This is a genomic window from Corynebacterium sp. HMSC076D02 (assembly GCF_001813815.1).
Taxonomy (GTDB): domain Bacteria; phylum Actinomycetota; class Actinomycetes; order Mycobacteriales; family Mycobacteriaceae; genus Corynebacterium; species Corynebacterium simulans.
The window spans coordinates 124,817-148,139 of the sequence record NZ_KV814037.1 but is presented as its reverse complement, the minus strand read 5'-3'; the positions used below and the strand labels follow the sequence as shown (position 1 = coordinate 148,139).

At 60.8% G+C, this 23,323-nt stretch carries 18 protein-coding genes; 4 read left to right on the top strand and 14 right to left on the bottom strand.

What is annotated here, in order from left to right; all coding sequences use genetic code 11:
* Positions 1 to 319 precede the first annotated feature (319 nt).
* Together HMPREF2935_RS01455 and pta are read right to left on the bottom strand one after the other, a co-directional pair.
* Complete coding sequence (locus tag HMPREF2935_RS01455; RefSeq protein ID WP_070731693.1) at positions 320 to 1,540, bottom strand: acetate kinase; 1,221 nt, start codon at positions 1,538 to 1,540, stop codon at positions 320 to 322.
* Positions 1,541 to 2,899, bottom strand: coding sequence for a phosphate acetyltransferase (gene pta / locus HMPREF2935_RS01450; protein WP_061924832.1), 1,359 nt, complete (start codon positions 2,897 to 2,899; stop codon positions 1,541 to 1,543).
* A 415-nt stretch (positions 2,900 to 3,314) separates the two neighbouring features.
* On the opposite strand from pta, the gene HMPREF2935_RS01445 reads away from it, so the two are divergent.
* From HMPREF2935_RS01445 to HMPREF2935_RS01435, 3 genes are all read left to right on the top strand, one after another.
* Positions 3,315 to 5,321 (top strand): glucose PTS transporter subunit IIA, encoded by a 2,007-nt coding sequence (locus HMPREF2935_RS01445; RefSeq protein ID WP_070731692.1) that lies wholly within the window; start codon positions 3,315 to 3,317, stop codon positions 5,319 to 5,321.
* A 68-nt stretch (positions 5,322 to 5,389) separates the two neighbouring features.
* Positions 5,390 to 6,247 carry a PRD domain-containing protein gene (locus HMPREF2935_RS01440; RefSeq protein WP_070731691.1) on the top strand — a complete coding sequence of 286 codons (858 nt, stop codon included), beginning with the start codon at positions 5,390 to 5,392 and terminating at the stop codon, positions 6,245 to 6,247.
* 22 nt (positions 6,248 to 6,269) lie between these two features.
* Complete coding sequence (locus HMPREF2935_RS01435) at positions 6,270 to 6,740, top strand: GNAT family N-acetyltransferase (RefSeq protein WP_070518567.1); 471 nt, start codon at positions 6,270 to 6,272, stop codon at positions 6,738 to 6,740.
* Here HMPREF2935_RS01435 and purT read toward each other — a convergent pair.
* The 3 genes from purT to gltS all read right to left on the bottom strand — a co-directional run bounded on the left by purT (position 6,737) and on the right by gltS (position 10,973).
* Complete coding sequence (purT, locus tag HMPREF2935_RS01430; protein WP_070731690.1) at positions 6,737 to 8,086, bottom strand: formate-dependent phosphoribosylglycinamide formyltransferase; 1,350 nt, start codon at positions 8,084 to 8,086, stop codon at positions 6,737 to 6,739. The genes HMPREF2935_RS01435 and purT overlap by 4 nt on opposite strands.
* A 257-nt stretch (positions 8,087 to 8,343) precedes the next feature.
* Positions 8,344 to 9,636 carry an adenylosuccinate synthase gene (locus HMPREF2935_RS01425; protein ID WP_070731689.1) on the bottom strand — a complete coding sequence of 431 codons (1,293 nt, stop codon included), beginning with the start codon at positions 9,634 to 9,636 and terminating at the stop codon, positions 8,344 to 8,346.
* A gap of 116 nt (positions 9,637 to 9,752) precedes the next feature.
* Positions 9,753 to 10,973, bottom strand: a complete 1,221-nt coding sequence (gene gltS / locus HMPREF2935_RS01420; RefSeq protein WP_210386809.1) for a sodium/glutamate symporter — start codon at positions 10,971 to 10,973, stop codon at positions 9,753 to 9,755.
* Positions 10,974 to 11,193: 220 nt separating this feature from the next.
* Here gltS and HMPREF2935_RS01415 point away from each other — a divergent pair, with 220 nt between their 5' ends.
* Entirely contained in the window at positions 11,194 to 12,090 is an 897-nt protein-coding gene (locus tag HMPREF2935_RS01415; protein ID WP_070731687.1) for a hypothetical protein, read from the top strand.
* A 24-nt stretch (positions 12,091 to 12,114) separates the two neighbouring features.
* On the opposite strand, the gene HMPREF2935_RS01410 is transcribed toward HMPREF2935_RS01415, so the two are convergent.
* From HMPREF2935_RS01410 to HMPREF2935_RS01370, 9 genes are all read right to left on the bottom strand, one after another.
* Positions 12,115 to 13,323 carry an FUSC family protein gene (locus HMPREF2935_RS01410; RefSeq protein ID WP_070518572.1) on the bottom strand — a complete coding sequence of 403 codons (1,209 nt, stop codon included), beginning with the start codon at positions 13,321 to 13,323 and terminating at the stop codon, positions 12,115 to 12,117.
* Between the two features lie 351 nt (positions 13,324 to 13,674).
* Positions 13,675 to 14,709 (bottom strand): class II fructose-bisphosphate aldolase, encoded by a 1,035-nt coding sequence (gene fbaA / locus HMPREF2935_RS01405; RefSeq protein WP_061924895.1) that lies wholly within the window; start codon positions 14,707 to 14,709, stop codon positions 13,675 to 13,677.
* Between the two features lie 173 nt (positions 14,710 to 14,882).
* Complete coding sequence (locus HMPREF2935_RS01400; RefSeq protein ID WP_070455400.1) at positions 14,883 to 16,079, bottom strand: glycoside hydrolase family 76 protein; 1,197 nt, start codon at positions 16,077 to 16,079, stop codon at positions 14,883 to 14,885.
* 62 nt (positions 16,080 to 16,141) lie between these two features.
* Positions 16,142 to 16,825 carry a TrmH family RNA methyltransferase gene (locus HMPREF2935_RS01395; protein ID WP_070432287.1) on the bottom strand — a complete coding sequence of 228 codons (684 nt, stop codon included), beginning with the start codon at positions 16,823 to 16,825 and terminating at the stop codon, positions 16,142 to 16,144.
* Entirely contained in the window at positions 16,812 to 17,357 is a 546-nt protein-coding gene (gene pyrE / locus HMPREF2935_RS01390; RefSeq protein ID WP_070731686.1) for an orotate phosphoribosyltransferase, read from the bottom strand. The genes HMPREF2935_RS01395 and pyrE overlap by 14 nt, the downstream gene beginning before the upstream one ends.
* 67 nt (positions 17,358 to 17,424) lie before the next feature.
* Entirely contained in the window at positions 17,425 to 18,663 is a 1,239-nt protein-coding gene (locus tag HMPREF2935_RS01385) for a type III secretion system chaperone family protein (RefSeq protein WP_070731684.1), read from the bottom strand.
* A gap of 69 nt (positions 18,664 to 18,732) precedes the next feature.
* Positions 18,733 to 19,581: a sulfurtransferase gene (locus HMPREF2935_RS01380; protein ID WP_070731683.1), complete on the bottom strand. Its 849-nt coding sequence runs from the start codon at positions 19,579 to 19,581 to the stop codon at positions 18,733 to 18,735.
* Between the two features lie 47 nt (positions 19,582 to 19,628).
* Positions 19,629 to 22,190: an ATP-dependent chaperone ClpB gene (gene clpB, locus HMPREF2935_RS01375; RefSeq protein ID WP_070731681.1), complete on the bottom strand. Its 2,562-nt coding sequence runs from the start codon at positions 22,188 to 22,190 to the stop codon at positions 19,629 to 19,631.
* Between the two features lie 303 nt (positions 22,191 to 22,493).
* On the bottom strand, positions 22,494 to 23,318 hold the full coding sequence (locus tag HMPREF2935_RS01370) for an aminoglycoside adenylyltransferase domain-containing protein (protein ID WP_070731745.1): 825 nt from the start codon (positions 23,316 to 23,318) through the stop codon (positions 22,494 to 22,496).
* Positions 23,319 to 23,323 lie beyond the last annotated feature (5 nt).

Here is a 23,323-nt window from a genome sequence, read left to right as displayed (position 1 = left end):
CGCCAGAGCGCAGAGCGAGCGTCACCGGCTCCTCGCCGCACCGCGGCGGAAGGACCCACAACCCATGCACCCGCGCCGCCGAAACTCCCACGAGCACAGCCCGCCTAGCACAATGGCCCGCCCGCAAACACCGCGCCAGCTGCTCTTCATGCCAAGGCAGCGACTGCCCTTCTACTACTCCCCCGAATTGTTCCATAGGGCTAGTCCACTAGCAGGGCCAGTACTAGCGCAAGAGGGAATTGGCGCAACAGGTCAAATCTGTGGATAACTCATCGCGACGAAGGGGCCAACCACCAGGTTGGCCCCTTCCAAACGCGGACTAGTACAGCCCCGCCTCACGCGCCATATCGGCGATTTCAGCGGACTTCTGTGCGATAGCCAGCTCCTCGTTGGTCGGCACCACGAAGACCTTGACCGGCGAGTCCGGCGTGGAAATCATGCGCGGCTCCTTCGAGCGCACAAGGTTTGCTTCCTTGTCAAAGTGGATGCCATACATTCCCAGGTTGAACAGCGAATCCTGGCGCACCTCAGTGTCGTTTTCGCCCACACCCGCGGTGAAGGTGATCGCATCCAGGCGGCCCAGCGCAATCATGTACGAGCCGATGAAGCGGCGCAGCTGGTGGATGTAGATGTTGTATGCCAGCCATGCATCCTGGTCCTCGGCTTCGATGCGCTCACGCAACACACGGAAGTCGTTGACGCCGGAAATGCCCTTTACGCCAGACTGCTTGTTGAGCAGGTTGTCAATCTCATCGATAGACATACCCGCCTGGCGGGGGAGGTGGAAGATGATGCCCGGGTCAATGTCACCGGAACGGGTACCCATTGCCAGACCAGCCAGCGGGGTAAGGCCCATCGAGGTGTCAATCGGGCGGCCATGGCGGATTGCTGCTGCCGAAGCACCGTTGCCCAGATGCAGCGTGATCTGGTTGACGCGCTTCGGGTCCTTATCCAGAAGGCGCGGAACCTGCTGGGAGACGAACTCGTGGGAGGTGCCGTGGAAGCCATAGCGACGGATGTCGTACTTGGAGGCCACCTCGTTGTTGATGGCGTAAAGCGCAGCAGCCGGCGGCAGGGTGTTGAAGAACGCGGTATCGAACACGGCCACGTGCGGAATGCTCGGCAGCATCTTGCGAGCCACGCGAATGCCGTCCAGGTTGGCCGGGTTGTGCAGCGGAGCCAGCGGGATGAGGTCCTCAATCATGGACTCAATCTGGTCCGTAATCAGCTGTGGATCGGAGAAGAGGCGGCCGCCGTGCACAACGCGGTGGCCCACGGCGATGACCTCAACGTCCATCGGGCCCACATTGTGCTGGTGCATGATGTCGAACGCGCGCTCCAGGCCGAAAGAGTGGGTAGGAATCTCCAACTCTTCCTTGTATTCCTCGCCACCAGTCTTGACGGTGACGGCACCCATCGGCTCGCCGACCTGCTCCACGAGACCGGAGACCAGCGGGGCATCGGTAGCTTTGCCTGCTGGGTCAACCAGCTGGAACTTGACTGAGGAGGAACCTGAGTTAAGAACGAGTACGTAAGCCATTTACTTGACTCCTGCCTGGATAGCCGTGATTGCGACGGTGTTGATGATGTCCGGAACGGTAGCGCCGCGGGAAAGGTCGTTGACCGGCTTGTTCAGACCCTGCAGAATCGGGCCGACTGCCAGTGCGCCGCCGGTACGCTGGGCGGTCTTGTAGCCGATGTTGCCTGCCTCCAGGTCCGGGAAGATGAAGACGTTTGCCTGACCAGCCACCTCGGACTCCGGTGCCTTCTTGGCGGCAACGCCTGGGTCACAAGCGGCGTCGAACTGCAGCGGGCCGTCCACCTTGACGGAGGAATCGATGCCGCGGGCAGCCTCAACAGCAGCAACTGCACGGTCGACGTCCGGGCCGGAGCCAGAGGTGCCGGTGGAGTAAGACAGCATGGCCACGCGTGGGTCGATGCCGAACTGCGCTGCGGTCTTCGCAGAAACCACGGCGATTTCACCCAGCTGCTCGGCGGTCGGGTTCGGGTTGACCGCGCAGTCACCGAAGGCCCACAGGCGTCCGCGCATCACCATCAAAAAGATGGAGGAAACAACGGATGCGCCCGGCGCGGTTTTGATGATCTGGAAGGAAGGCTTAATCGTGTGTGCGGTGGTGTGCGCAGCGCCGGAAACCATGCCGTCTGCTAGGCCCTTGTGCACCATCATGGTGGCGAAGTAGGAGACATCCTTCATGGTCTCGCGCGCCTGCTCGAGGGTAACGCCCTTCTTCTTGCGCAGCTCCGCGAAGTCGGCCGCGAACTCCTCTGCCAGCGGGGAGTTCAGGTGGTCAATGACGTCCACGCCGGTGAGATCCACGCCGAGGAGCTCCGCACGCTTGGCGACGTCCGCCTCATCACCCAGGATGGTCAGCTTCGCCACCTTGCCCGCCATAAGCGCTCCGGCTGCCTCGATAATGCGGTCGTCCTCGCCTTCCGGCAGAACGATGTGCGCACCGGCGGCACGGGCTTGGTCAAGCAACTGCTTCTGGAAGACCTCCGCGCTCATTACCGGCGCGACGGACTCGATGGCTGCGAGCGCACCGGGGACAGACGCGACGTCGGTAAACGCGCCTACTACCTCAGCACCCAGGGAACGGGCATGTGCAAGGGCCAGGTCGGAGGTGCGCTGCGGAGCGTTGGAAATCAGAACAAACGGGATGCCCAGGGCCGCTGCGGCCTTGGCGTCAAAGTCCATCACACCCGTGCCCTGCAACACGACGTCGCCTTCTGGAACGGTGACCAGAATCTGGTCCAGGGTGGTGCCCAGGTCATCGAGCTGCGCGAAGGTCGCGCCGAGGTCGGTTGCCAGGGAGGCGATATCGAGGCCGTCAAAACCACGGCCAATGACGCTCACGAGTGCGGAGTTCTGTGAAGACATTTACTGCTAGCCTTTCTCTTCCCAAAGAGTAGACGATGTTGTGTGTTGCGCGTCACGAGGCACAACATACAGTGACCTCTTCACCATACTGGAGATGTCCGAATTTAGCCGTTTTAAAAAGGCTTAGTGCAATCTAAAACACATTTAGGAACCTCCAATCGCCCAGCCACCCGAAAAAGCGGTGTGGTGAGTCACATAAATTGCCCAGAGTGAGAGCCGCGGAGTAGGTTGAATTTATAAGGATTGTTACTTCGGGCAAGACCTAGGATGCTGTGTGCACCGCGCATTCCACTGAACTATGAAATGCAAAGACCCAGCTTCCTGGGTCTTTTTGTAGTTTTTAGGCCTCCTGGGCAGGCCCCAGGAACCTCCGCGAACTGCATTGCGCCCGGTAAGAAGTTCGAAAGGAAATCTCATGTCGACGCAAACGCGCTCTACAGCTGAGGCCATCTTGGATGGCATCGGCGGCGCGCAAAACATTGCCTCTTTCACGCACTGCGCCACCCGCCTGCGCTTCCAGCTTAACGACGCCTCGAAGGCCGACAAGGAAGCGCTCGACGCCATCCCCAAGGTGCTCGGCGCCGTGCCGCAAGGCGACTCAAGTTACCAGGTAGTTATCGGTGGCGACGTCGCTACCGTCTACGACGAGATCAACGCTTTGCCGGAGATGAAAGACGGCGGCGCTTCGAATGCGGACATCAAAGCCGCGGCCCGCTCGAAGGCGAAGGGCAAGGTTCCTTTTATGGACGAGTTCTTCGAGTACTTGTCCGATTCTTTCCGACCAATTCTGGGTGTGTTGCTCGGCGCCTCGCTGATTATCGCTTTCGCGTCGATCCTCGACGCATTCGGAATCGTCGACTTCCGCGCCGAGGACAAGCCCGCCTCGTGGTTCTTCGTCGACTCCATGTGGCGCTCCGTCTTCTACTTCCTGCCGCTGATGGTGGCCTACAACGCCGGCAAGAAGCTGCGCATCGACCCATGGGTCCCGGGCGCCATCATGGCCGCCCTGCTGACTCCGGAGTTCTTGGGCCTTTCTGAGAACCCTGCCGTCCAGTGCGTGGTCAACGATACGTTGGGCAGCGAGCAGTGCTCCATCCCAATCTTTGGCATGACCATGCAGCTTCCGGGGTACGGCGGCAACGTCTTCGTACCGTTGATGATGGCCTTTGTGGCAGCGCTGGTCTACCGCTTCTTCCAGAAGATCATTCCTTCGGCTCTGCACATGGTGTTCGTCCCGTTCTTCACTATGCTCATCGTCATCCCTCTCACGGCATTTATCATCGGCCCGTTCGGCGTATGGGCCGGTAACGGCATCGGCGCCGGCCTGTCCTGGATGAATGACAACGTTCCATTCGTCTTCGCCCTGGCTATCCCGATGATCTACCCGTTCCTGGTTCCGCTGGGTCTGCACTGGCCGCTGAACGCCTTGATGCTGGTAAACATCCAGACCTTGGGCTATGACTTCATCCAGGGCCCAATGGGTGCTTGGAACTTCGCCTGCTTCGGCGCCACCGCCGCCGTGCTGGCACTGTCCATCCGCGACAAGGACACCGTAATGCGTCAGACCGCCGGCTCCGCCTTGGTTGCGGGCCTGCTGGGCGGCGTCTCCGAGCCTTCTCTCTACGGCATTCACCTGCGTTACAAGCGCATCTACCCGCGCATGCTGGTGGGCTGCTTTGCCGGTGGCCTGACCGTGGCACTTTTGACCCTGGGCTCCAACGGCATCACCACGGATGCCTTCGTCTTCACCTCCCTGCTGACCATCTCCGTGTTTAGCCCGATGGCCAAGTACGCCATCGCCATTGCTGTGGCATTCGTCGTGGCCTTCCTGGCGGTCTTCATCACTGACTACCGCTCCCCGGAAGAGCGCGCAGCGCTCAAGGCCGCAGCCGCAGAGGAGAAGGACGCACCGCTTGCCGACGCCCCGGCCGAGTCCACAGCCGCACCCGCAGCCGCCACTGCCGGCACCGTCACCGACATCTCCTCCCCTGCAGAGGGCGAGGTTATCCCGATGGCCGAGATCGATGACCCGGTCTTTTCCGCCGGCACGCTGGGCGATGGCGTGGGAGTCATCCCTGCTGATGACAAGGTCTACTCCCCTGTTACGGGCACCATCGTCAGCGCGATGAAGACCGGCCACGCTTATGGCATCAAGACCGAGTCCGGCGTCGAGGTCCTCGTCCACATCGGCATCAACACCGTGAAGATGAAGGGCGAGGGATTTGCTCCTGCCGTTAAGAAGGGAGATACCGTGGGGGCTGGCGATCTGCTAGCCACCGTGGACTTCGACGCAGTCCGCGCCGCCGGTTTCGACACCACCATCGTCGTAGCAGTCACCAACACCAAGTCCCTGGCCGAGGTAACTCCGGCCGGAATTAAGAAGGCTACGGCTGGCGATACCATCATCACCGCTACCCGCTAAAACCGCTTCGGCGCGTATGCGGCGCGCTATTCCATGAGGCCCGATGAGTTCTATTATCATCGGGCCTCATGCAGATCCTGCGCGTTTTCAATAACAACGTCATCCTCGCTCGCCGCGGCACTGGTGCCGCAGCAGAGGAAGTGATCGTTACCGGGCGCGGGATCGGTTTCAAGGCCCGCTCCGGCGACGAGGTGGACCCTGCCAAGGTGGTCAAGGTTTTCGTGCCAGCCTCCGGCCGCGACCCCGACCACTCGGCCCTCATGCTCGCATCCGTGCCGGGCGAGTTCATCCAGCTGGTGCTAGAGGGCATGGATCAGGCCGCGGTGCCGGAGAGCTACCGCAACAAGCTAACCCTCGTCGTCGCATTGGCGGACCACGTCCACTCCGCGGTCCAACGCGGCGCCACCATCAACTACCCGCTCGAAGCGGAGGTGCGCCACCTCTACCAGGAGGATTTCGAGCTAGCCAAGCGCCTCTTGCGCGTAATTAACGAGCAGCTGCACACGCCGCTAGCGGAGTCAGAGGCCATTGCCATCACTTTGCACTTGGTCAATGCGGGGTTCTCGGTAGGCGACTTGTCTGGCACCTACCGCATGACGGGGCTAATCCAGCAGCTGCTCGACATCATCGGCCAGCATGCCGGAGTGAAGCTAAACAGCGAGGAAATCTCCGTCGCGCGTTTCATTACACACTTGCGCTATCTCTTCGTCCGCATGGCAGAGCACACGCAATTGGACTCGCAGGGCACCGCAATCGCCGAGGCAATCAACGCCCAGTACCCGCAGGCGGCAGACTGCTCACGCACTATCGCAAAGCTCATCGAGCTGCGCATGGACACGGAACTTACCGCGGATGAGGTCAGCTACCTGACGCTGCACATTGCGCGCCTGCAGAAAGCGTCCACGCAAGACATCAAACAGGGCTAACGCTCACGTACAATCGTGTGCCATGACTTACACGATTTCCGCTGCGAACTTGTCCCACCTCAGCCCGCTGCAGGTGCACGAGCTGTATAAGTTGCGAGTGGACGTCTTCGTGCACGAGCAACAGTGCCCATATGCAGAAATCGACGATACGGATGCACGCGACAGCACGGTGCATATCCTGGCAATTGATGATGAGACCCAGCAGTTGGCTGGCACCGCGCGCGTCTTCCCCTCCACGCTAGATGGCGAGGAGGTAGCCCAGTTTGGCCGCTTTGCGTTGGACAAGCAGGCCCGCGGCACGGGGCTGGGCAAGCAGGTCATGGAAGCGGCTTTGCAGTATGCCGCGGTGGCCATGAGCGGCCAGCCGGTCTACTTGGAGGCACAGGCACCGCTGGTGGATTACTACGGCGCCTATGGTTTTAAGGTGTGCGGCGCGCTTTTCGACGACGAGGGCATCCCCCACCAGCCGATGATTCTGCGCCGCGAGAGCTAATCGTCTGCGGAACGGTTGAGAACTGGGTCGACCTCGACGACGGGCTCAGCCACCTCGACGAAATCGATGTCCGCGGCGTCGTTAGCTACTGGGTCCACGGCCTGTGCATTGGCGACAACGTGCGCGTTCGGGGTCTGGCTGATGCTGATCTTGGCGGCGGCAAGCGCGGCACGGTCGCGCGCAGTCTCGACGTCTTCTGCGGTGGTTGCCACCATGCCCATGCGGCGGCCAGCGTAGGCACCGGGCTTGCCAAAGAGACGGACGTCGGTCTCTTCGAAGGCCATGGCCTCTGCAACGCCGCTATAAGCGACGTCGTCAGTCGCGGCGTCGGCATGCAGCACCACGCTGGCACCTGGCGAGGTTAGGGTGACGTCAATTGGGTAGCCCAAGATGGCACGGGCGTGCAGCTCGAACTCGGAGAAGCGCTGCGTGTAACCGGTGAGCATGGCGGTATCGGAAGGGCGCGGGGAGACGGAAGAAAAATACACATCCTCGCCGGCGACGAAGAGCTCGACGCCGTAGACGCCGCGTCCGCCTAGCTCGTTGGAGATGCGCGCGGCAACGGAGCGTGCGTTCTCAAGTGCGATCTCGCTCATGGCCAGCGGTTGCCAGGATTCGATGAGGTCGCCGCGCTCGTGGCGGTGACCGATGGGCTCGCTAAACCAGGTGCAGAGCTTGCCCGTTGCAGGGTCGATGGAGCGAACGGCGAGGAGGGTGACCTCGTAGTCAAAGTCCACGAAGCGCTCAGCGATGACGCGCTTTTCATCGGAGGACACGCGGCGCACGAGGTTCCAAGCGTCCTTGAGATCTTCCTCGTCCTTGACCAGCATGTGGCCCTTGCCGGAGGTTGCCACGTCAGGCTTTACGATGCACGGCATGCCGAGCTCATGAACGGCTTCGGCAAGCTCCTCCGCAGAGCTGGCAAAGCGGTATGCGGTTACGGGCAGTCCGATGTTTTCTGCGGCCTCACGGATGGTCTGGCGGGACTGGGTCAGCTCGCACGCCCGGGCGCTAGGGACGACGACCGCTGGGGTTTCGGACTCAAGCCGCGACAACGCCTCGACGGCCACAACCTCAACTTCGGGGACGATATAGTCTGGCCGGATGCGCTGGGCGATTTCAAGGACTTTGGCTTCATCGGTGATGTCTGCGATGTAGCTAAAGTGCGCGAGCTGTTGTGCAGGGGCCCCGGCGTAGCGGTCAACAGCGTGTACCTCAAGGCCCAAGTTCTGGAAGGCAATGACTAGTTGCTTGCCCAGCTCGCCTGCACCAAGCAGCAACACTTTGGTGGCGTTACCGGTAAGGGGGGTACCTATATGACCTGCGATGTCGCCTGAAATATCCATCCTTGAATTATTGCATACCAACCCCACAGACTTATTAACGAAAAGCCAGGCTGGCCTTTCGCAGGCTTATCAAGCTCCGCAGGCATATCCGGATGCATCTAGCTAAGCCAGGAGACTAATTACCAATGCCCCTGTAGCAACCAGTGCCACGCCGCCAAAAACCTGCTCACTGTGATCCGAAAAACACGGATACAGCAATAGAAATGCGAGATATCGGATTAGATATCTCGCATTTGTCGAACTTAAGTAACGTACATCTAGTGGTCGGTCATGACGTCATGGCGGACGATGGTTTGGTCACGGCCGGGGCCCACGCCGATGTAGGACATGCGGCAACCTGAGAGTTCCTCAAGACGCAGGACGTAATCCTGAGCCTTTTGCGGGAGCTCCTCAAAGGTTTTACAGCCCGTGATGTCCTCCTCCCATGCCGGCATGGTCTCAAAGATTGGCGTTGCGTGATGGAACTCAGACTGGGTCAGCGGCATCTCATCGTAGCGCTTGCCATCGACGTCGTAAGCCACGCAGATCGGAATCTCGCCAATACCGGTGAGCACGTCCAGCTTGGTCAGGAAGTAATCGGTGAAGCCATTAACGCGCGTGGCGTAGCGCGCAATGACGGAGTCGTACCAGCCACAGCGGCGCTTACGGCCGGTGTTAACGCCGATCTCACCACCGGTGGTCTGTAGGTACTCTCCCCACTTGTCAAAGAGCTCGGTGGGGAACGGGCCGGCACCCACGCGGGTGGTGTAGGCCTTGATGATGCCCAGCGAGGTCTTGATGCGGGTCGGGCCAATACCGGAGCCCACGGAAGCACCGCCGGCAGACGGGTTCGAGGACGTAACGAACGGGTAGGTGCCGTGATCCACATCCAACATGGTGGCCTGGCCGCCCTCCATCAGGATGTGCTTGCCCTCCTCCAAGGCCTTGTTGAGCTCCAGCTCTGCATCGATAACCATCGGTGCTAGGCGCTCGCGGTAGCTCAAGAAGTAGTCCACGATCTGGTCAGGGTTAATCGCCTTGCGGTTGTACATCTTCACCAGCATCTGGTTCTTGATGTCCAGCGCAGACTCAACCTTCTGCCGCAGGATGGACTCATCGAAGATGTCCTGCACGCGGATACCGATGCGAGCGACCTTATCGGAGTAGGCCGGGCCAATACCGCGGCCCGTGGTGCCAATGGCGCGCTTGCCCAAAAAACGCTCCTGCACGCGGTCCAGGGTCTGGTGGTATGGCGCTACCAGGTGAGCGTTCGCGGAGATTCGCAGGCGCGAGGCATTCGCGCCGCGTGCCTCAAGGCCGTCGATCTCATCAAAGAGAGCTTCAAGATTAATAACAACGCCGTTGCCCAATACCGGAGTTGCGTTCTCAGAGAGAATGCCGGCGGGAAGGAGCTTGAGCTCATACTTCTCGCCGCCAACTACAACAGTATGGCCAGCGTTATTGCCGCCATTCGGCTTGACTACGTAGTCAACCTTGCCACCGAGGATGTCGGTGGCCTTACCTTTACCTTCGTCGCCCCATTGAGCGCCAACGATGACGATTGCTGCCATGTCTGGGTGTCACTTCCTAATGATTGAAGCCAAATACGCAACCACTTTACCCCTAGAAGTGTGCAGACGGGTATTAATTGACAGCTCTCATTTTTAACACGGCTGCCTCACCGCGTTTACGCGATGTTCAGGAATACCAAGATATTAACGATGTTCGCGAAGTCGATGAACATGCCACCAATGATCGGCAGGATGAAGAAAGCCAGCTTGGATTCCTTGAACTTGGTGACCACGGAGTCCATGTTTGCCATGCCGTTCGGGGTAGCGCCCATACCGAAGCCGCAGTGGCCAGCGGTAAGAACCGCGGCGTCGTAGTCGCGGCCCATGACGCGGAAGGTGACAAAGTTGGCAAACAGCCACATGAGTGCCGTCTGGCCCACCAGCAGGATGAGCATCGGGACAGCCAGTTCAGCGAGCTCCCAGAGCTTGATGTTCATAAGAGCCATCGCCAGGAAGAAGTTCAAGCCAATAACACCGAGGATCTCAACCTCTTGGGTTGGGACCAGTTCCTTGTATTCCTTCTGCTCACGGGAGTCATTGATAAAGCGCAGGATGATCGCCACGATCATGGAGCCGAAGTAAAGCGGGAAGGCTGCCTTATCGGTGAGCATGCCCACGAAGTGGTTCATCGCATCGGTCACGAAACTACCGATGAGCATGGAAACTAGAATCATCACGAAGGCGTGCAGCATGGCGTCGCCGCGCAGCTTGCGGGCGACGTGAGCAATCAGCGACTCGTCAACGTCGACCTCTACTGCCTTCTGATCCATCAGATTGCCCTTGGTAATCAGGCGGTTTGCCAGCGGGCCGCCCATGAGCGAGCCCATGATGAGGCCGAAGGTAGCTGCGGTGTAGGCCACGGTTTCTGCACCGCTAACACCAGACTGTTCGACGAGAGGCGCGATACCGCCCGAAACACCGTGGCCACCGGTCATGGAAACAGAGCCCGTCATCAAGGCCAGCTTGGCATCGACACCAACGATTGGAGCCAGGCCCACGGCAACTACGTTCTGCAGAATGGTCAGAACAATCGCCACAACGAGGAAGACCATTACCTTCGGGCCGGCGGCGCGCAGCACCTTCAACGATGCGCCGTAGCCCACCGTGGTGAAGAAGATAACCATGAAGAAGCTCTGCAGCGTGGTATCGAACGTAATCTCAGCGATACCAGTCTGGTGCAGCACCAGGTTGATCAAAGCAAAGAGGAAGCCACCGATAACCGGGGCCGGAATAGCAAAGCGCTCAAAGAAATAAATCCGCTGCTTGAGCCAAATACCCAGCAAGAGCAACACGACAGCGATGCCGATGGACTGGATCATGGTGAATTCAATTGCCAAGATGAAGCCTCCGTGAAGTTGTCGGGATAGTTACCTGTGTGCCACGGCACGAAGATAAATCAAATGTGAAGTTGAAAGTAGTGCGGACTAAAAATATATCCCCATGTGACCCCCTCCACCCCAATTGGCGGTTATCAATGGGGGTAATTTGCGTTGTAGGGTGTAGAAGTTATGCCCCAATTCGCGGGGTGATTCGCTGGGAAAGGCAAGGTAACTCACGGTGACCCTAATCGTTGTTCGTTGCGGTAGCAGACTCAGCCTGGATTTGCCCCCACACGCAGAAATTCTCGACGTCAGCGCGGTTCCAACCCGCTCCGAGCTTCGTCCGCTAGACGCAGCCGCGAAGACCGCACTGCCGGAAGATCCCACCCCTTCCCTCGATGAGATTGCCGCCCAACCCGACGTCCGGCATTTGAGTACCCCCGCCTTCGCGCCGCAAGGGCCCCACTTGGTGGAGCCACTACGCATCGTCGTGGTAGGAGACGACGCCGCCTTGAGCGCAGTTCTTAGCCGCATGATGCGCGGCGACTACCTCTGGGCCGAGATCGCCTATGTGCCCACGGATTCTTCTTCGCCCGCTGCCCGCAACTGGGGCCTGCCTACCGATCTGCAATCTGCGCTCAGCGTTGCGCTTTCAGCACCGGTGCACCCAGTACCGCTGATCCGCAATGATGCAGGTCTTGCCGTGGCGGGCTCGGCTTCGATTTCCGAGTGGAATAACACGGACATCACCGGCGAGATCATCGTGGATGATCATGTTGTCGTCCGCCACGAAGGTACCGGCAAGGCCGGCATCGGTACGTATGGTGCCCGGTTGGTACCGATGATTGATGCGCCGGGGATCTTGGCAGCGAAGGCTGTCTCCCCCGTTGCTAAATCCGCAGACCTAGGGCTTGCTGAAGCCGCAAAGTCCGGCTTCAGCGGATGGCTGCGATCGAAGTTCTCCTCCCCCATCGCCTCCGGCCAGCTCGATGAATCCAGCATCTGTACCGGCCGCGCGGTGCAAGCGGGCGGCCCGGAGCTGCGCGTAATCGTCGATGGCGTCAGCGCGAAGCGAGCCGTCAAGCGCGTGACCTTCTACCGGCACCTGCGTGATCTGCAGGTTGTACGGCCTTAATTATCGCGGCTTTACTCCGTGCGTTTAGTCGGTGTCGAGAACTTCCGGTGGGTAGGCCGGATGGTCAGAGGTGGGGGCAAGCTGCGCCACGGCTGATTCGCGGGACATGCCGCAGACCATCAGCAGGTCGACGATGATAGAGCGGGTCTGTGCGAGGAGTGAGTAGGCGGAAAGAACGCCGTCCTTGCCAAGCACGTCCATGGTGGCGTTCGCGCCAAGGACACGTAGGCGGCGCACGATTTCCGGGATGACCACGGCCTCGTTGGCGCGTGATTCCTTGCTGCTGGCCCGGCCGTAGAGCTCGGCGAGCTCATACGTGACGTCGGAAAGCTCGTCGATGAGGTCAAGCTGGGCTTCGGTGACGTGGTCGCCGTCCTCCGAAAGCACCAAGGCTCGGCGGGAAAGCACGCGCACACCGCGGATAGCGTTGTCCACCGGGGTGAGGATGCGCTCCAGGGAGCGGATGTTGCGCTGCCAGCTCCACAGGAATGGGGAAACTTTGACGGTCTCAGCGCTGCCCTTGGCCGCCTGGAGCATGTCATTGATATCGCTCTGCGTACCCCGGACGGCGTCGCGAGCTTCCAGGATCGCCTTCTCATCGCCGGCGCGGAGCCCGCCGGCGACGTCGGAAAGCACTGCAGAAGCCACCCGCAGAACCTTGGATACTTCCTTACGCACGGCGCGCAATGGGGAAGTCGGAATGAGGGCGACCATGCAGATGCCGATGAAGGCGCCGATGATGGCGTCGATGGCGCGGGAGAGTCCGCCCATCTCCTCCGGGGGCATGATGGTGGCGATCAGGATGGCGCCGATGGCCACTTGGTTGCTGATGAGCTGCGACTCGGTCACGAAGGACGCGATGAGCAGCGAGCAACCGATGATTATGGTCATGTGGATAGGGCCGGTGCCCAGGCCGTCAACCAGGAGGGTGCCCACGATAACGCCGACGATGCCGCCGATGGAGAGATCCACCGCGCGTTTAAGGCGGTCCCCGCCGGACAGGCCCAAGATGATGATGACGGACATCGGCGCGAAGAACGGCTGAGCGTGGCCGAAGACGACGTGCGCGACGAAGAAAGCCAGGCCGGCGCCGAGGGTGGACTGGACGATGTAGAGGAAGCGGGACTTCACGCGCGCAAACCGGGATTTGACCGAGCGGTCAAAGCTGCGCAGCTGTTGGCGCGTGGTCAGCTTGGCCCGTTCCTTGGTGCTCTTATCCTTTGCTTCCGCCATGGTTTCCTTATCTTAGTTCGCCCGTGTGGATTGCTTGGCTCTGGTTGAGGTCGGCCTGGGTCGTGGGTGGGTCGTGGGTGGGTTCACTCTAGATGGTGAGGTCACCTCACCACTTGCGGGCCTCATTTGCCCCATTGGTTTACACTAGTCCCTTTTGTTGTGCGGTGACCTCACCATTTGGGTTTTGATTCCGGTTTGACTCGGGCGAGGATGTTGGTCGGGGACTTTGCCGGCGCATTCTTTGACGCTAAACACAGCAAAGCCGCTCCTCCCTCCCAGCGGCTGCGGGGTTCCCAGCGGCTGCGGGGTCTGGGGGGAACGGCTCTGTGTGGTGTGGTTTGGTGGTCAGTCTTACTTGGAGATGGACTTGCCCACGGAGTGCAGGTCGGTGCAGGCCTCAACCACGCGCTCAGCCATGGACTGCTCTGCCTTCTTCATGTAGGAGCGTGGGTCGTAGACCTTCTTGTTGCCAACCTCGCCGTCGATCTTGAAGACGCCGTCGTAGTTAGCGAACATGTGGCGGGCAACCGGGTTGGTGAACGCGTACTGGGTATCGGTGTCAACGTTCATCTTCACAACGCCGTAGGACAGAGCCTGCTCGATCTTTTCCTTCTCGGAGCCGGAGCCGCCGTGGAAGACGAAGTCGAATGGCTTGGAGCCCTCTTCCAGGCCGAGCTTCTTGACGGCAGCCTTCTGGCCTTCGTCGAGAACCTCTGGGCGCAGCTTCACGTTGCCCGGCTTGTAAACGCCGTGGACGTTGCCGAAGGTAGCAGCCAGCAAGTAGCGGCCCTTCTCGCCGGTACCAAGTGCATCGATGGTCTTTTCAAAATCCTCAACGGAGGTGTAGAGGTTTGCGCCGGCCTTCGCCTGGACGCCGTCCTCTTCGCCGCCAACGACGCCGATCTCAGCCTCGAGGATGATGTTTGCCTTGCGTGCCTTCTCCAGCAGCTCCTGGGCGATGACGAGGTTCTCGTCGATTGGGATTGCGGAGCCATCCCACATGTGGGACTGGAACAAAGGCAGCTCGCCGCGGTCAACGCGCTCCTGGGAGATGGCGATGAGGGGGCGGACGTACTCGTCCAGAACTTCCTTCTGGCAGTGGTCGGTGTGCAGCGCAACGTTAATGCCGTAGTGCTTTGCCGCCTCGTGAGCGAAAGCTGCCAGAGCCTGAGCACCTGCCACCTTGTTCTTCACGGAAAGGCCAGAGCCGAACTCAGCGCCGCCGGTGGAGAACTGGATAATGCCGTCAGACTCAGCTTCTGCGAAACCGCGCAGAGCCGCGTTGATGGTCTCAGAAGAGGTGCAGTTGATGGCTGGGAATGCAAAACCGCCCTGCTTGGCGGTATCCAGCATCTGGTTATAGACCTCAGGAGTTGCGATTGGCATGAAGTTCCATCCTTAGTGTGTTGGGGCAATCACGTTCCAAGTCCCAAGTATGCCTGTTTTTGCCCGATTTCGCCGCCAGAATTTTTGTGAACTTCCTTAATGCAGGCAGGCGCCTGGTGGGCGGTTGCCGATACGCAGGTGAAACCACAAAATAGTACGGTTGTAATGCGTTTTTATTTTTCTTGGGACTGGTGTTTCATGACTCGTGCGCAGGCCTCGAGCAGCATCCAGCCTGACAATTGGACCGAAAGATCACGCTCTGCAACACGGATGATGCCTACCTTTTCGCCGACGGTATGCGGCCCGAAGCCGTAGTTATGTGGCAGGCGGGCATCGGTGGTCCAGTCGGAGCCGAAGATAGGTAGACCATCTACCTCCAGGCGGTGTTCCCACACGGATTCAGCAGAGGCCACGACCATACGAGCCGCAAGCTTCTTGGTGGCGCGGTTAGCCGGGGAATCGCCCGGCAATCGCACAGCAACGTCCGCGAGGTAGCGCACGAGGATGCCCTTGAACAGGCCACCATCGCCGTCGCCCGTCATCCAGTTGATAACGCCGGACGGGGTAGCCATTCCGGTTGCCACTGCCTGCACTAGGCCACGGATGTTGGTGATGTAGTGCATCGTATCCGCTGCCAGCTCGGCTTCCTGAATGGTGTCGATGCTCTCCAGGGAGGTCAACCCAGCCTTCTCACGCAGTGCCAATGCAATTTCCAGGCAGGCGCCCAGAACCACGCCCTGGCAATACGGGTGGATAGCCTTCACGATTTCCGGACCGTCCATACGCATGCGCACGCCGTCCATGATGAAGCCGTCATCATCAACCAGATGGTCATAGATCCAGTCCACGATGTGGCGGGCCTCGTCAATGCGCCCCATGCGGGCAAGCATGATGGCGCCGGGGCCGTTGGATGGCACATTCAGGAAAGTCTCGCCCTCGCGCCACGGCAGCACGCCGATTTGGGGGTCGGTGCCTTCCAGGATGTTGCGCTGCAAAGAGCCCAGGCGCTTATGCGGCTTGATGCGCTTGAGCTGCTCGGCGCGCCCCATAGCCAGGGCCAGCCACGCCTTGTCGTCGTAGTAACGATTCTTCGTAAGCTGGCTCATGTTACGAATACGGATACCGCGCATGGTGTCCACGATGCGGGCGCGGCGCGCCTTGGTGTTGTTACGCAGCGCGGCGTCTACCAGACAATCGAGGTAATGAGCTTGCCACCAGTAGTGCCAGTGGACGAAGAGTTTCTCCTTACCAGTCGGCGGCCAGCTGACGACCGCAAGATTGGTACGCGGAATTGACCATACGTTTTGCGCATGGCGTTCATTGATGGCGGTTTCCGCGAGGTCCGCGCGGTGTGCCCATGTCTCTTCCACTGTAGATCTATCACTCTCGATTATGGTTTCGTTACTCCATCTTATCTACTTGAGATAACGATTTACCACGCTTTTTCTAAGTCAGCATGCTGACGAATCCACGCATGCATGGCGATGCCCGCGGCGACGCCCGCGTTGATCGAACGAGTCGAGCCAAATTGGGCAATGGAACAGGTCATTAACGCTGCATCTTGGGCTGCTTGGGTAACGCCGGGGCCTTCTTGTCCAAACAAAAGCAGGCAGCGCTCCGGCAGCTCGGCTGTTTCAAGGGGGACGCATCCGGGGGTGTTATCGATGGCGACAACAGTTAGCCCTTCGGCGTTGGCCCACTGCAAAAGCTCCTCCACCGTGGCATGATGCTGCAGGTGCTGGTAGCGGTCAGTGACCATGGCCCCACGGCGATTCCAGCGGCGGCGCCCCACGATATGCACGGTGTCGACGGCGAAGGCATTCGCGGTGCGCACCACGGTTCCGATGTTGGAATCGTTCTCGAAGTTCTCGATGGCGATGTGCAAGGCGTGCCGGCGCTTATCGATGTCCGCGGTGATCGCTTCCCTGCTCCAGTAACGGTAGGCGTCAACCACGTTGCGGCGATCACCCTCGCGCAGCAGCTCTGGGTCATACTGCGCACCGTCTGGCCAGGGGCCCTCCCACGGCCCGACGCCGTGGCGGCCTTCGTTCCACTCGGTAGGGCCCTTGCCTGTCTCTATAGGCTCTTGCGCGAATGGGTTATTAGGCGAGGTCAAGGTCTTCCAAGCTCAGCAGGTAGCGGTACTCAAGGCCCTCAGCGGCGATAACTTCGCCAGCGCCGGTTGCGCGATCCACAACGGTGGCCACACCGACGACCTCGGCGCCTGCCTCTCGCAGTGCCTCGACGGCGGTCAGCGGGGAGTTGCCGGTGGTCCCACCCCCCTCAACCACGAGGACCTTAGCGCCGGTGACGTCGAAGCCCTCAATGCGGCGCTGCATGCCGTGCTTCTTGGCTTCCTTGCGTACCACGAAGGCGTCGATATCGCGGCCGTCGGCATGCATGACGGAGGTAGCGACGGGGTCAGCACCCAGGGTCAGGCCGCCAACTGCCACGTAGTCCCAGTCCGCGGTCAGCTCGCGCAGCAAGGAGCCGATGAGGCGGGAGGCCTCGTGCTGAAGGGTGGCGCGGCGCAGGTCAACGTAGTAGTCAGCCTCCTTGCCGGAGGACAAGGTGACCTTGCCGTGTACAACAGCCAGTTCCTTGACCAGCTCTGCCAGACGGGCCTTTTTCTGTGCATCCAAGCTCATGGCTCTCCTTTTTGTTTCTTATGCCGCTTCTTGTCCCGCCATGTTTTGCGGGATTATCGCTTTAAGACTACTCGTTTGCTTCTTCGTCGCCGAAGATGGTCGAGCGGCCGTTGAGATCACGGCGCATGCGCGCTTGCGCCTTATCGAGCAGGGGGCGCTCGCGGCCGTCGGCAATGGCGTCGACTTCGTCTGCCCCCAGCGCGCTGTGGTCAACCTCGCCGAGGGTCTCACTGCGGGTGCGGCTCGGCAGCTCTACCGGCTCTTCCGGGCGCTGGATGTGCGGGCGCTGGATTTCCTCGTGGTCCGGCACAAGGGTGGGCCCGGTCGGCTCGGGCTGCGGCGGCTCAGGGATCTCGCGGCTCGGGTCCAGCTCAGCCACGCGCAGCACCTGCATCGCGGCCGAACGCGGCGGCAGAACACGGGCGCAATCGGCAAGTTTTGCAAGCGGGGCCAGCATGGCATCCCACTGCACGCCGCGCGCGTGCTTGGTGGTTTGAGCAAGCACCCATTCGGATTCCATCCACGCCGCGGTGACTTCCTCGGGCATCTGCTCAAGGGCTACTTCTAGACGCTCATCGATGAGCCGCTTGCCGACGCCCGCGTCGGTTGCGAACATCTCGAATCCTTCAACGTCGTCGACCTTGATCAGGTCCTCCGAAAAATGTTCTTCTGCGAGGCCGATGCGGCGGAAATCCACCACGATGTCTGATGCCGCACCGGTGCGCATTGCCATGACGTTGATGCCGCCCAAGTCCATCAGCAGCATCTCGTGACCATGCACGAACCCTGCCACGATATCCTTCGGCGCCGCACCCAGGGCCGCTGCGCCACGCATCCATTCATCAGCCAGGTAATCATCCTGCTTGGTGTACTCGAACTGGTGATGCTCGCCCCATGCCTTGCGCTCACGGCGCAGCGACCCGGGCACCAAGTCACGCGCACGCAGCAGGTGCTCGTTTTTGCGCTCCGGCGCCACCTGCTTCCCGGCGGCCACTGGCTCCGATTCAGCCTCCTGCTTCTGCTCGTCCATGGCTGCTTCGGTGGCCGCCTGGTCCTTCTCTACTGGGGCGGGCTCTTGTACTGAGGCAGGCTCTTCCTCCACTGCGTTTTCTGCAGAAGCAAGTCCTTCCTCCTGCGGTTCAAACGTTTCGGCTTCACGTGGCTCGTCAGCGGTGGGACGCTCTGACGATTCGAGGCTCTCGATAGAGCTAGTGCCGTCAAGCTGGTTGGTGCGCTGGCGCTTGTCGAGGAGGAGAAGCGCGACGCCGGCCGCGGCGAGGACTAGGGCAATGATCAGAATAGGCATCACCCCAAGACTTTAGTAGGAAGTCTTGGGGTGAGTAGGCTGGCGCGCTGGTTAATTTACGCAGGCTATTTATACAGTCGTGCGGTCGCCGCGCTCGACCGGGTTGGATGGGTCTGCGGACCACTGGGACCAGCCACCGACGAAGTGGCGCAGGCCAGTAAATCCAAGGCCCTCCAGGATGCCGATGGTCAGCGCGGAGTGGTTACCGGAACCGGAGTAGACGATGGCGTCCTTGACGTTTTCCTTGGTGATGCCAGCGTTGTCGAGGATCTCTAGGATTTTCTCGTCAGACTTGATGGTCTTGTCTTCGTTGTGGAACTGGCGCTCCGGCAGGTTCACTGCACCGGGAATATGGCCGGCCTTCAGATCGAGGTGTTCACGGCGGCCAGCGAAGCGGTTTGCCGTACGAGTATCGATGAACAGGCCGTCGTGGGCCTTGACGTCCTCAATAGTGGCAGTCGGCATAGAGCCCGGCGTGATTTCGACCTCGGTGGCAAGACCAAGGTTGCCTGGGCCCGTAAGGGTGGCAAAGCCCTGGCGGCGCCAATTAGCCAAGCCACCATCGAGCATGCGTACGTTCTTAAAGCCCGCCCAGCGCAGGGTCCACCAAGCGCGTGCAGCGAAGAGGCCACGGCCTTCGTCGTAGACCACGATCTCCCAATCGGGACGCAGTCCCCATGCCTCGCAGCTCTCCTTCAAGCGCTCCGGGTTAACAAGCGGGTTACGGCCCACCTTGGAGCCAGGAAGGCCGACGAAGGAGTGCGCAGCGTCGGCGAACTGCGCGGTAGGAATGTGCAGGGAGGCGAACTGGTTGTATGCCTCCCCCTCACCTGGTGCCCACAAAGATGCAAGAAGTGCGACGCGCTCGCCGCGGTAAATGGATTGCTGGAGTTCGCTTGGAGAAACCAAATTGCTCATGGCTCTAGATTCTAGGGCCATGAGCACTTCGGCGCTTCTTACGCAGGCTAGCTGCGCTTGCTATTGAGCTCCAGGTGCTCGCCGCCGTCAGCGACGTCGACTTGGACGGTGTCGCCGTCCATGACCTCGCCGGCCAAAAGCTGGCGGGCAAGCTGGTCACCAATAGCTTGCTGCACTAGGCGGCGGAGCGGGCGGGCGCCGTAAGCAGGGTCGTAGCCGCGCTCGGCGAGCCACAGCTTCGCGGCGTCGGAAACCTGCAGGTTCAGGCGGCGCCCTTGCAACCTCGATGCCAGAGCATCGAGCTGGATGTCGACGATGCCGGCCAGCAGCTCAGAGGACAGAGACTCGAACATCACGACATCATCGAGACGGTTAATGAACTCCGGCTTGAAGTTGCGCTTGACGGCCTCCATGACCTCCTCCTTGGTGCCACCGGCACCGAGGTTCGAGGTCAAGATGATGACCGTATTGCGGAAGTCCACGGTGCGGCCCTGGCCGTCGGTCAGGCGGCCCTCATCGAGGACCTGCAGCAGAACGTCGAAGACGTCTTGGTGCGCCTTTTCCACTTCGTCGAAAAGCACGAGTGTGTACGGGCGGCGACGCACGGCCTCCGTGAGCTGGCCGCCGGCATCGTAGCCAACGTATCCCGGAGGGGCACCGACGAGGCGAGCCACGGAGTGCTTCTCCCCGTACTCAGACATGTCAATGCGCACCATCGCGGACTCATCGTCGAAGAGGAAGTCCGCCAGAGCCTTGGCCAGCTCCGTCTTACCCACGCCCGTAGGCCCAAGGAAGAGGAAGGAGCCGGTCGGACGATCCGGGTCCGCAACGCCCGCACGGGCGCGGCGCACGGCATCGGAGACGGCCTTGACCGCTTCTTTCTGACCCACCACGCGGCGGCCCAGCTCGGCCTCCATGTTGAGCAGCTTCTGGGTCTCACCCTGCAACATCTTGCCCGCTGGGATGCCGGTCCACGCGGAAACCACCTCAGCGATGGTGTCTGGGGTGACCTCCTCTACCAGCATGGTGTTGGACTGCGCGTTGGCGCGCACCTCGGCGTCGGCAAGCTGCTTCTCCAACTCGGGGATGCGACCATAGCGCAGCTCGGAAGTCTTCTCGTAGTCACCGTCGCGCTCGGCAATCTCGGCCTGGCGCTTCAGATCCTCCAATTCCTCCTTGGCGTGCTGGACTTCATCGATAGCCTTCTTCTCGTTGGCCCAGCGAGCCTTGAGCTCCCCGAGCTTTTCGCGTTCGTCGGCAAGCTCCTGCTGCAGCTTGCTCAGACGGTCCTGGCTGGCGGCGTCCTTTTCCTTCTTCAGCGCCAGCTCCTCGATCTCCATGCGGCGCACGACGCGCTCCAGCTCGTCAATCTCCTGCGGGGAGGAGTCAATTTCCATGCGCAAGCGGGAACCGGCCTCGTCAACCAAGTCGATTGCCTTGTCTGGCAAGAAGCGATTGGTGATGTAGCGATTAGACAGCTCAGCTGCAGAAACCAGCGCGGAGTCCATGATGCGCACACCGTGGTGGACCTCGTAGCGCTCCTTCAGGCCACGCAAGATGCCCACAGTGTCTTCAACAGAGGGCTCAGCCGCATAGACCTGCTGGAAGCGGCGCTCCAAAGCGGCGTCCTTCTCGATGTACTTGCGGTACTCGTCCAAGGTAGTAGCGCCCACCAGGCGCAGCTCACCGCGGGCCAACATCGGCTTAATCATGTTGCCAGCGTCCATGGAACCCTCGCCCGTGGCGCCCGCGCCGACGATGGTGTGCAGCTCGTCGATGAAGGTGATGATCTGGCCTTCCGAGGCCTTGATCTCATCCAGCACTGCCTTCAAGCGCTCCTCGAACTCGCCCCGGTACTTCGCACCAGCGACCATGGAACCCAAGTCGAGGCTCAGCAGGGTCTTGCCCTTGAGGGACTCCGGGACATCGCCTGCCACGATGCGGCGAGCCAGGCCCTCCACGATGGCGGTCTTACCCACGCCCGGCTCACCGATAAGGACTGGGTTGTTCTTCGTGCGGCGGGACAGCACCTGCACGACGCGGCGGATTTCCTGGTCGCGGCCGATAACCGGGTCGATCTTGCCCTCCCGCGCGCGGGCGGTTAGGTCGGTGGCGTACTTCTCCAGCGCCTGGAACTGCTCCTCTGGATTCTCAGAGGTGACCTTCGCGGCCCCGCGCACCGAAGGGAAAGCGCCCTTCAGCGCATCAAAGGTAGCGCCGCGGCCGGTAAGCAGCTCGGCGGCGTCAGTCTTAGAGCCGGCGATAGCAGCGAGAAGAACCTCGGTGGAGACGTACTCGTCGCCCAATTCGCCCGCAAGCTCCTGCGCGCGGGTCAAGACATTGAGACCGTCGCGGTTAAAGTTCGGGTTCGCCATCCCAGAGCCCTCAGCCTTGGGATAGGAATCCACAAGAGCGCGCGCCTCCTTGAGCACGGTTTCCGGGTCGACGCCGGTGGCCTTGAGGACCGGTGCGGCGATGCCGTCTTCTTGGCTAAGGATGGCCGCTAGTAGGTGCGCCGGGCGAATGTCCGGATTGCCGTTGGAAGAGGCGGTCTGCAGCGCCTGCTGTAAGGCCTCTTGGGTCTTGGTGGTGGGGTTGAAAGCACTCATTGCTTCCTCCTTGGAAGTTGTTTATTAGAAGGTTTATTGCCTGATATTTACAACAACGCATCCAAAGTTGAGTTTGTTCCACTCAACTTCAAATTTTCTTTTCTTCCCTGCCTGAGCGTAGCAGACTCAAGTTTTCCTTGCCGTTTAATCGCTTCGCTGAGCACTTAGGCACCGCATAGAAAAGGGAAACCGCACAATCGTGCGAGGTTCCAGTCGTAGGCCACCTGGCCTTCCGGCTCAATCCCCAGCTCCACCAACCCGTCGCGAGTTAGCGCCAAAAGCAGGCCGAAGGTGGCGTCAAGTTCAGCGCGGAAGCTGCTCCGACCTGGAGATGATCTCGCGCATGCAGACGGCAGTCAGCCGTCGCCATTCGCTTTTCGGTGGAGCGCTTGGAGCATTCTCTCCGCTGAGATGAGCAAGTGCTACGCCGAGGATCGGTGCGTGATGAGGGAACAATCCGAGAGCACGCGCTCCGGCCTCCTGCTTGCTGATGACCTCACCCGTCGTGAGCGTCGCGTGCATCCGCGCAGGTCCGAGGAGCCGCCATTGAACCCTCCCGGCTCCGAGGGCTCCACGCCCTCTCTCGGTGCGCAGCATCAGCGGCTTCCAGTACCCCAGCAGGTTGTTCAGGGTCCATGGCCGGAGCTCGTCGGGCTGCGGGTCTAGGCCCCAGGTCGAGACGTCCCCTCCCCGTAGCGCGATGCCGCCGTGCTCGAGCTCGTGCCAGATCACGGGATTCACATCGAACGCGCCCCTGGGGTTGAAGATCTCGCCCACGTGGGAAGCGATCGGCTCGATCTGTGTCACAGGGCGCGTGATCTCCGAGTCCCACACGAACGAGGTGTTGCAGCACGCGCTGATGCCCATTCCTCGAACAGCTCGCCCGAGCAGCCGCGGGAGCTGGGAGAGGTGCAGAGCGCGCAGGCGTGGGATCAGGTCGGAGCGCTCCCGCCAGGCGTCATCAAGCGTGGCGATCAGGTCGATGTCGCTGGCCTTCGGGCGATACGCACCCAGCGCAACAGAACCGCCCACCACGACACCCGTGATCGCTCCAGGCAGCAGCCGATCGGCGGCGTCCAGATACGAACGGCCCGCTCGACGAACTTCGTACGGTAGTGCGACCTCCATGCGCT